A 6776-nucleotide genomic window follows, 5' to 3' on the forward strand; every position below is an offset into this window, starting at 1 on the left:
GGCGCGTCACCGCCTGGGGGCGGGCCACGGCGGGGCGCTCGGACGGCAGCCGGCCCGGTTCCACGTCGCCCATGTCCACGCGGCCGCGGAAGCTGGCCCCGTCCACGATGATGACGCGGGGGGCGCGGATGTCGCCCACCATGCGGCCTTCGCGGGTGAGCTCCACGCTCTCCGTGGCGTTGATGTTGCCCACCACCACGCCGCTCACGATGGCGTTCTTCACCGCCACGTTGGCCTTCACCACGCCGGACGGCTCCACGATGAGGGTGCGGCTGAGGGTGAGCTCACCCTCGACGCGCCCGCGGACCGTGAGGTCCTCGTCACCCGTGAGCCGACCGCTGATGAGGATGGAGGGCCCCACCACGGTGTTGTCGACGGCGTTGCCTGCAAGATCCTTCGCGGTCGCCACGGATCAGCGCTCCTTCATGTCCATGTCGACGTTGCCCTTGAAGGAGGCACCGTCGGCGATGAGGATGCGCGGGGCCTTGATGTCGCCCACCACGCGGCAGTCCGTCTTGAGTTCCACCTTGTCGGTGGCGGCGATGTTGCCCGTCACGCGGCCGGCGATCTCCACGTTCTGCGTCTCGATGTCCGCCTCGACGACGCCCGAGCCCTCCACGTAGAGGCTCTCCTTGAGGGAGATCTTCCCCTTCACGGTGCCCTGGATGACCAGGTCCTCGTCACCGGAAATCTCCCCGTCGATGACGATGCTCGAGCCAATGATCGTATTCGCCATGAGTGTGTCCGCCTTCTCGAAGCTGTGCGCCTGGGGGGGCCGTGGGTCGGTCCCCGGTGGATGCTAGATGTCGTCCGGCAACTTCACGTCCATCTCGATGGAGCCGTTGAACACGGCGCCATCCTCGATGATGACCCGCGGAGCCTTGATGTCGCCCGCGACCTTCGCCGAGGCGTTGATGGCCACTCGCGTGGAGGCGTCGATGTTGCCGCTCGCCTCGCCGTTGATGGTCAGCTCCTCGGCGCGGATGTCCGCCTGCACCTTGCCGGTGCCTTCGATGGTGAGGTGGTTCTTCAGGGCAATCTGCCCCTCCACACGCCCTTCGATGACCAGGTCCCCTCCGCCCGTGAGGTTGCCCCTGATGACGATGCCCTTGCCAATGATGCCCGTTTCACCCTGTGCCATGAGGTGATCCTCGCCAGCGCCTGCTCCAGTGGGAGCGGGGCGACCTGATTATGTCAGAGATGCGCGGAGATCCAGCCGGAGATGTCCTGGAACACCGTCGCGCGGTCCCGCTCGTTGAGCGGCTCGTGCCGCATGCCGGGGTACTCCTTGAACTTCTTGTCCGCCGTCCCCGCCGCCTCGAAGAAGGACCGCGCCGCCGCCGGCAGCGCCACCCCGTCCTCCTGACCGCACAGCACGAACAGCGGCACTTGAATCTTCGGCGCCAGCGCGAGCGTCTGGGCCTGGGCCGCCGTGGACTCCACGAACCAGCGGGGCGTGGCGAAGGGCACGTACAGCGGGTCCGCCCCGACCGCCTTCTGGATGTCCGGGTCGGTGCTGAGCATGTCCGGGGCCAGGCCCGAGGGGACCTTCATCCACGGCACCAGGGTGCCCACCATGCGCGCGGCGAGCACCTTCGCTGCTGGCGGGGTGATGGCCAGCTTGAGGTAGGGCGCGGAGAGGATGGCGCCGGAGAGGCCCTCCAGCCTGCCGGCCAGGGCGTGCGCGGCCATCAGGCCGCCGTGGCTGTGGGCGAGCAGGAAGATCTTCTCGTTGCCCGCGGCCTTGCGCACGCGCTGCCAGAAGCCGTCCAGGTCGTCGAGGAACTCGGTCCACTTCGCGGCGTAGGCGCGCCGGCCGTCCGCGCGGCCGTGGCCCCGGTAGTCGAAGCCGTGCACGGCGAAGCCGTCCTGCACCAGCGCGTCGATGACGGGGCGGTAGCGGCCGATGTGGTCGCCGTAGCCATGGACGATGGCGACGTGCGCGCGGGGGGCCGCGTCCGGCAGGTCGAGCGTCCAGAACAGCCGGGTGTTGTCCTTCCCGGTGAAGAAGCCTTCGTCGTGGCGGGCCATGAGCCCGGGACCTTAGCGGCCCGGCGCGGTCGAGGGTAGCGCCTTCAACTTGCGCTCCAGGGTGATGCGCTGGTCCGCGGGCTCGGCGGCCTCCGGATCCAGCGTCAGCACCTCCAGCGCGCGCTTCCAGGTCCGGACGGCCTCCGGGGCGCGGCCCACCTTGAGGTACGCGTCCCCCAGGTGCTCCAGGATGGCGGGGTCGTCCGGGGACAGCTCCACCGCGCGCTCCAGGACCTCCACGGCCTTCTTCGCGTCGCCGCGCTGGAAGAGCACCCACCCCAGCGAATCCACGTAGGCCCCGTTGTCCGGCCGGAGCGCCAGCGCGCGGCGCACCAGCCGCTCCGCCTCGTCCAGGTCCCGGCCCCGCTGCGCCATCACGTAGCCCAGGAAGTTCAGCGCGGAGGCGTGGTCCGGCTTCAGCGCGAGCACCGCCCGCATGCGCGACAGCGCCCCCGGCACGTCGCCCTGGCGCTCCAGCAGCGTGGCCAGGGCGAACTGCAGGTCCTGGTTCCTCGGCGCCTTCGCGACGGCGTCCCTCAAGAGCGCGAGCGCCTCCGGAGCCCGGCCCTGGCGCTCCAGCAGCGTGGCCAGCGCGTCGTACGCCAGCACCCCGCCCTCCTCCGCCAGCGCCTCGCGCAGCATGCCCTCCGCCCTCGCCGCGTCCCCGCTGCGCTCCAGCGCCCGGGCGTAGCCGATGCGCACCTCCACGTCGTCAGGCGCCTCCGCCATGGCCGCGCGGTAGAGCGCCAGCGCGCGCGGGTGGTCTCCTGTGAGCGACAGGCAGCGGGCCTGGCGCACGCGGGCGTCGGGGAACACCTCCGAGTCCGGAGGCACGCCCGCGAAGTCCGCGGCGGCGACGGAGAAGCGGCGGGTGCGCTCCGCGACGAGGCCGGCGTAGTACGCGAGGCGGGGCTCGTCCGGCGCGTCCTTGCGCGCGGCGTCCAGCACCTCCTTCGCGGCAGTCGGCTCTCCGGAGGCCAGGTAGCTGAAGGCCACGCGCACGGCCAATTCCGGTGACGCGGAGAGCGACAGCAGCCGGTCGAAGTACGCCCGCGCCCGGGTCGCCGAGCCGCCCTTCAGCGCGGCACGGCCCGCGGACAGCAGCACCTCGCGGCTGTCCGGATCCGCCTCCAGCGCGCGGGCCAGTGCGTCCTCCGCCTCCTTCGGCCGGCCGGAGCTCTCGTAGAGCCGGGCCAGCGTGGACCACACCTCCACGTCGCCCGGGTCGCGCTCGGAGGCCTTCGCGAGCAGGCGCTCGGCGCGGGCCGCGTCGCCGCGCTCGGCCAGGACCAACCCCAGGCGCCGGTAGCCGGAAGCCTCTCCCGGCAGCGCGTGGGCCAGCGACTCCACCACCTTCACCGCCTCGTCGGGGTCCTTCGCGTCCAGGTACAGCTGCGACAGGACGAGGTACGCCTCCGGCTCGCGGGGACGCAGGGCCACCGCGCGGCGCAGGTGCTGCTTCGCGCGCGCCGTGCGGCCGGACTCCAGCAGCACCCGGCCCAGGAGCACGTGGGCGGCGTAGTGCGTGGGGGCCTTCTCCACGGCCCGGCGCAGCTCGCGCTCGGCGCGCACCAGGTCGCCCAGGCGCGCGTACTCCTCGCCCAGCTGGGTGAGCAGGGTCGGGTTGCCGTCGTCGGTGGCGAGCGCCAGCCGCAGCTCGTCCACCGAGGCCCGGTGGTTGCCCTCCAGGTGCATCAGCCGCGCCTGGAGATAGTGCGCGTAGCTGGCGGACGACGCGGACGGCTCGTCGTCGCGGCTGCTCGCGTCCATGGCCTCGCGCATCGCCTCGCGGTCGACGTGCGGGGCCGGGGCCTTCCTCGCGGGCGCGGCCCCCGGACCTCCGGCGGCCAGCGCGAGGCACATCACGGCGGCACGGCTGAGGAGCGGGAGCGGGCGCACGCGGGCTAGTGGACCTCGGGCGGGGGTGCCCCCAGCTTCTCCAGCAGCTTCTCCACCGGATCGCTGTCCTGGCTGACGTCCGCCATGGCGGCCCGGTACTCGATGGAGGTCACCTGCTCCACGTCCGGCATCAGGCGGTTGATGACCGTGCGGGCCGCGTCCGCGTTGCACTCAGGCAGCACCACCGCGAAGACGCCCAGCCCCAGGTGGGCGATGGAATCCGGGTGGCGCACGCGCTTGCGCATCACCTCCGCCATGTTGGACGGCATCACCTCCAGCTCGCGGTCCGGACGCAGCACGGCCAGCGTGAGGGCGCGGTGGTAGCGCCGGCTACGGGCCACCTCCTGCTCCAAGCGCAGGAGCAGGCCGCGGCGGTCGAGCAGGCCCGTCACGGGGTCGCTGCCGGTGCGACGCTGGAGCGAGTTCGTCTTGTCCTGCTGATCCTTGTCGCCCTGGCGCAGCTTGAGCGCGCGCTCGGTGCGGTTGAGCAGCTCCACCGCGTTGAAGGGCTTGGCCATGTAGTCCACCGCGCCCAGGTTGAGCGCGCGGACCTTGTCGGCCACGCCCTGGTGGGCGGACAGGAGGATGACCGGGATGTGCGCCGTGTCCGACGAGGACTTGAGCGCCATGGCCGCGTCCAGGCCGTCCAGCTTGGGCAGGAACACGTCCATCACCACCAGGTCCGGCCGTGACGCTCTCGCCTTCGCCAGGCCCTCCGCGCCGTCGCGCGCCACCTCCACGCGGTACTTCGAGCGCAGCACCTCCGACAGCACCGCGGCGATTTCGGGCTCGTCCTCCACCACCAGCACGCGCGGCTGCTCGGGCGCGGCGCCGGGCGCGGGCTGCGGCCGGGGGTTGCGCGCGGCCTCCTGCGCCAGGGGCAGCGTGAAGACGAAGGTGCAGCCGCCGTCGGCCGGGCTCTCCGCCCAGATTTCACCGCCGTGCAGCTCCACGAACTCCTTGCAGATGGCCAGCCCCAGCCCCGTGCCCTTGGGCCCGTGGCGGTAGCGGTCGAAGACGAGGTGCAGCTCGTCCGGCGGGATGCCCACGCCGTTGTCGCTCACCATCACGCGAACCGCGTCGCCGTCCGGCCGCGACAGCCGCTGCGTGCGCACCACCACCACGCCCGGGTCGCTGGCGTGCTGGATGGCGTTGCTGATGAGGTTCTGCAGCACCTCGTGCAGCTTCACCTCGTCGCCAATCAGCATGAGGCTGTCGGGGCACTCGGAGCGCAGCGACACGGCCTTCTCCGCCGCCAGGATCTCCAGCTCCGCCACGGCGTCGCGGCACAGCTGCGCCACGTCCAGCACGCGGGGCTCGATGGAGAGGCGCGCCGCCTCGCCCTTGCCCTTCTCCAGCAGGGACTCGACCAGGGTGAGGATCTTCCGGCCCTGGCGGATCATCGCCTCCGCGGACTGCTTCTGCTGCGTCTCCAGCGGCCCTTCCAAAAGCAGCCGGCCGTGCCCCAGGAGCACCTGGAGCGGCGCGCGCAGGTCGTGGCTGCACACCGCGATGATCTCATCCTTGAGGCGGTTGAGCTCCTTCAGGCGGCGGTTCGCGTCGTTGAGCTCGCGGTAGCGCTCCACGTACGCCAGCTCCAGGTCCTCGCGCTTCTTCTTCACCGCCGTGTGCAGGCGCGCGTTGCGGATGGAGTTGGCGAGCACGCCCGCCACGGCTTCCGCGAACTCCTGCTCGTCGCGCCCGATGGACGCCTCGCCCTTGGACACGCGCAGGAAGAGCGCGCCCAACAGGTCGTCCTGGCAGATGAGCGGCTGCACCAGGATGGACTTCACGCCCTGCGGCAACAGCGACGTGCGCACCTCCGCCATCAGCGGGTCGCGCTGCGCCTCTTCAATCAGGACGGGCTGCCGCGTCTCCAGCGCGCGGCGCAGCTCCGGGTAGCGCGCCACCTCGATGTCCAGCTGGACGAGGCTGGGGTCCTCCTGCGTCGCGACGACCGTGGCCGTGCGCGCGTGGCTGCCCTCCACCAGCACCACGGAGCAGCGGTCCGTGCCCGTCACCTGGCCGACCTTCTCCACCGCGATGCGGAGGATCTCCTCCAGCTCCAGCGAGCTGGTGGCCGCCTGGGTGATTTCGAGCAGCATCCCCATGCGCATCCGGATGCGCTCCTCGCGCTCCTTGAGCCTCCAGGCGCGCAGGGCGGACTCCAGCCGGGGCACCAGCTCGTCGGCGCCGCGCACGAAGTCGTCCACCGCCAGCCGCTTGAAGGCCTCCGCCGAGCGCGCGCGGCCCTGATCCACCAGCACCGGCAGGCGCTGGAGCTTGTCCGTCTTGCGCACCGTCTCCAGCAGCTCCGCCGCCCGCTTGGCCGTCACGGCCAGGAGCACCACCTCCGGCTGGAGCTGATCCACCATCTCCGCCAGCCCGGTCTCCCGTTCCGTGGAGGCGCACTGGTAGCCACTCGCCGTGAGCCGCTCCACCAGCGCGTCACCCGCGGCCTTCGCCGCGAGCACCAGCACCCGCCCCCGCTGCTCAGACGACAACATCTCGATCCTCACGGCGCGCCTCCGCCCCGCCCAGACAGGGAACGACGTCGCGGAAACCCGTTGGGTGCGAAAGGGGTCATGGTCGATTCCGGATCATGCCGTCTAACCCGTCCGCGGGCCAGCGGATGAACGGGGCTCTCCTCAAGAGAGAGGGGTGGGAAAAGGCGCGCGACGTATACCCCGGACCGGTGTTCTTCCTCCGGAATCCCGCACGCGCATGACGGTCCGATGACCGGAAACCGCTCGCCCACCCCTTGTAGCGGCGGAATCCCACGAAAACAGCCTGGCTGTCACTTTCTTCCAATACCACCCTTGCCGGTTGACCGGAGGCAGGGCGGG

Annotated in this window: 5 protein-coding genes and 1 pseudogene; all 6 read right to left on the reverse strand. The window is 71.5% G+C overall.

Translation table 11 applies throughout. The annotated features are described in order from the left end of the window. A pseudogene (bacP, locus tag D7V80_RS39705) lies at nt 1-409 on the reverse strand (bactofilin BacP); the annotation flags it as partial. A 3-nt stretch (nt 410-412) separates the two neighbouring features. Further along, a complete protein-coding gene (locus D7V80_RS39710) occupies nt 413-736 on the reverse strand; it encodes a polymer-forming cytoskeletal protein (RefSeq protein ID WP_014397641.1) in 324 nt (107 codons plus the stop codon). A 63-nt stretch (nt 737-799) separates the two neighbouring features. Next, on the reverse strand, nt 800-1141 hold the full coding sequence (gene bacN / locus D7V80_RS39715) for a bactofilin BacN (protein ID WP_014397642.1): 342 nt from the start codon (nt 1139-1141) through the stop codon (nt 800-802). Between the two features lie 53 nt (nt 1142-1194). Then, nucleotides 1195-2031 carry an alpha/beta hydrolase gene (locus D7V80_RS39720; RefSeq protein ID WP_014397643.1) on the reverse strand — a complete coding sequence of 279 codons (837 nt, stop codon included), beginning with the start codon at nt 2029-2031 and terminating at the stop codon, nt 1195-1197. Nucleotides 2032-2043: 12 nt separating this feature from the next. Continuing rightward, complete coding sequence (locus D7V80_RS39725) at nt 2044-3930, reverse strand: tetratricopeptide repeat protein (protein ID WP_120592976.1); 1887 nt, start codon at nt 3928-3930, stop codon at nt 2044-2046. A gap of 5 nt (nt 3931-3935) precedes the next feature. After that, the gene (locus D7V80_RS39730) at nt 3936-6434 is read right to left on the reverse strand and encodes an ATP-binding protein (protein WP_120592977.1); all 2499 of its coding nucleotides are present in this window, start codon (nt 6432-6434) and stop codon (nt 3936-3938) included. Between the last annotated feature and the right edge of the window lie 342 nt (nt 6435-6776).

This window comes from Corallococcus sp. CA054B, from assembly GCF_003611625.1.
In the GTDB taxonomy this organism is placed as follows: Bacteria; Myxococcota; Myxococcia; order Myxococcales; family Myxococcaceae; genus Corallococcus; species Corallococcus coralloides.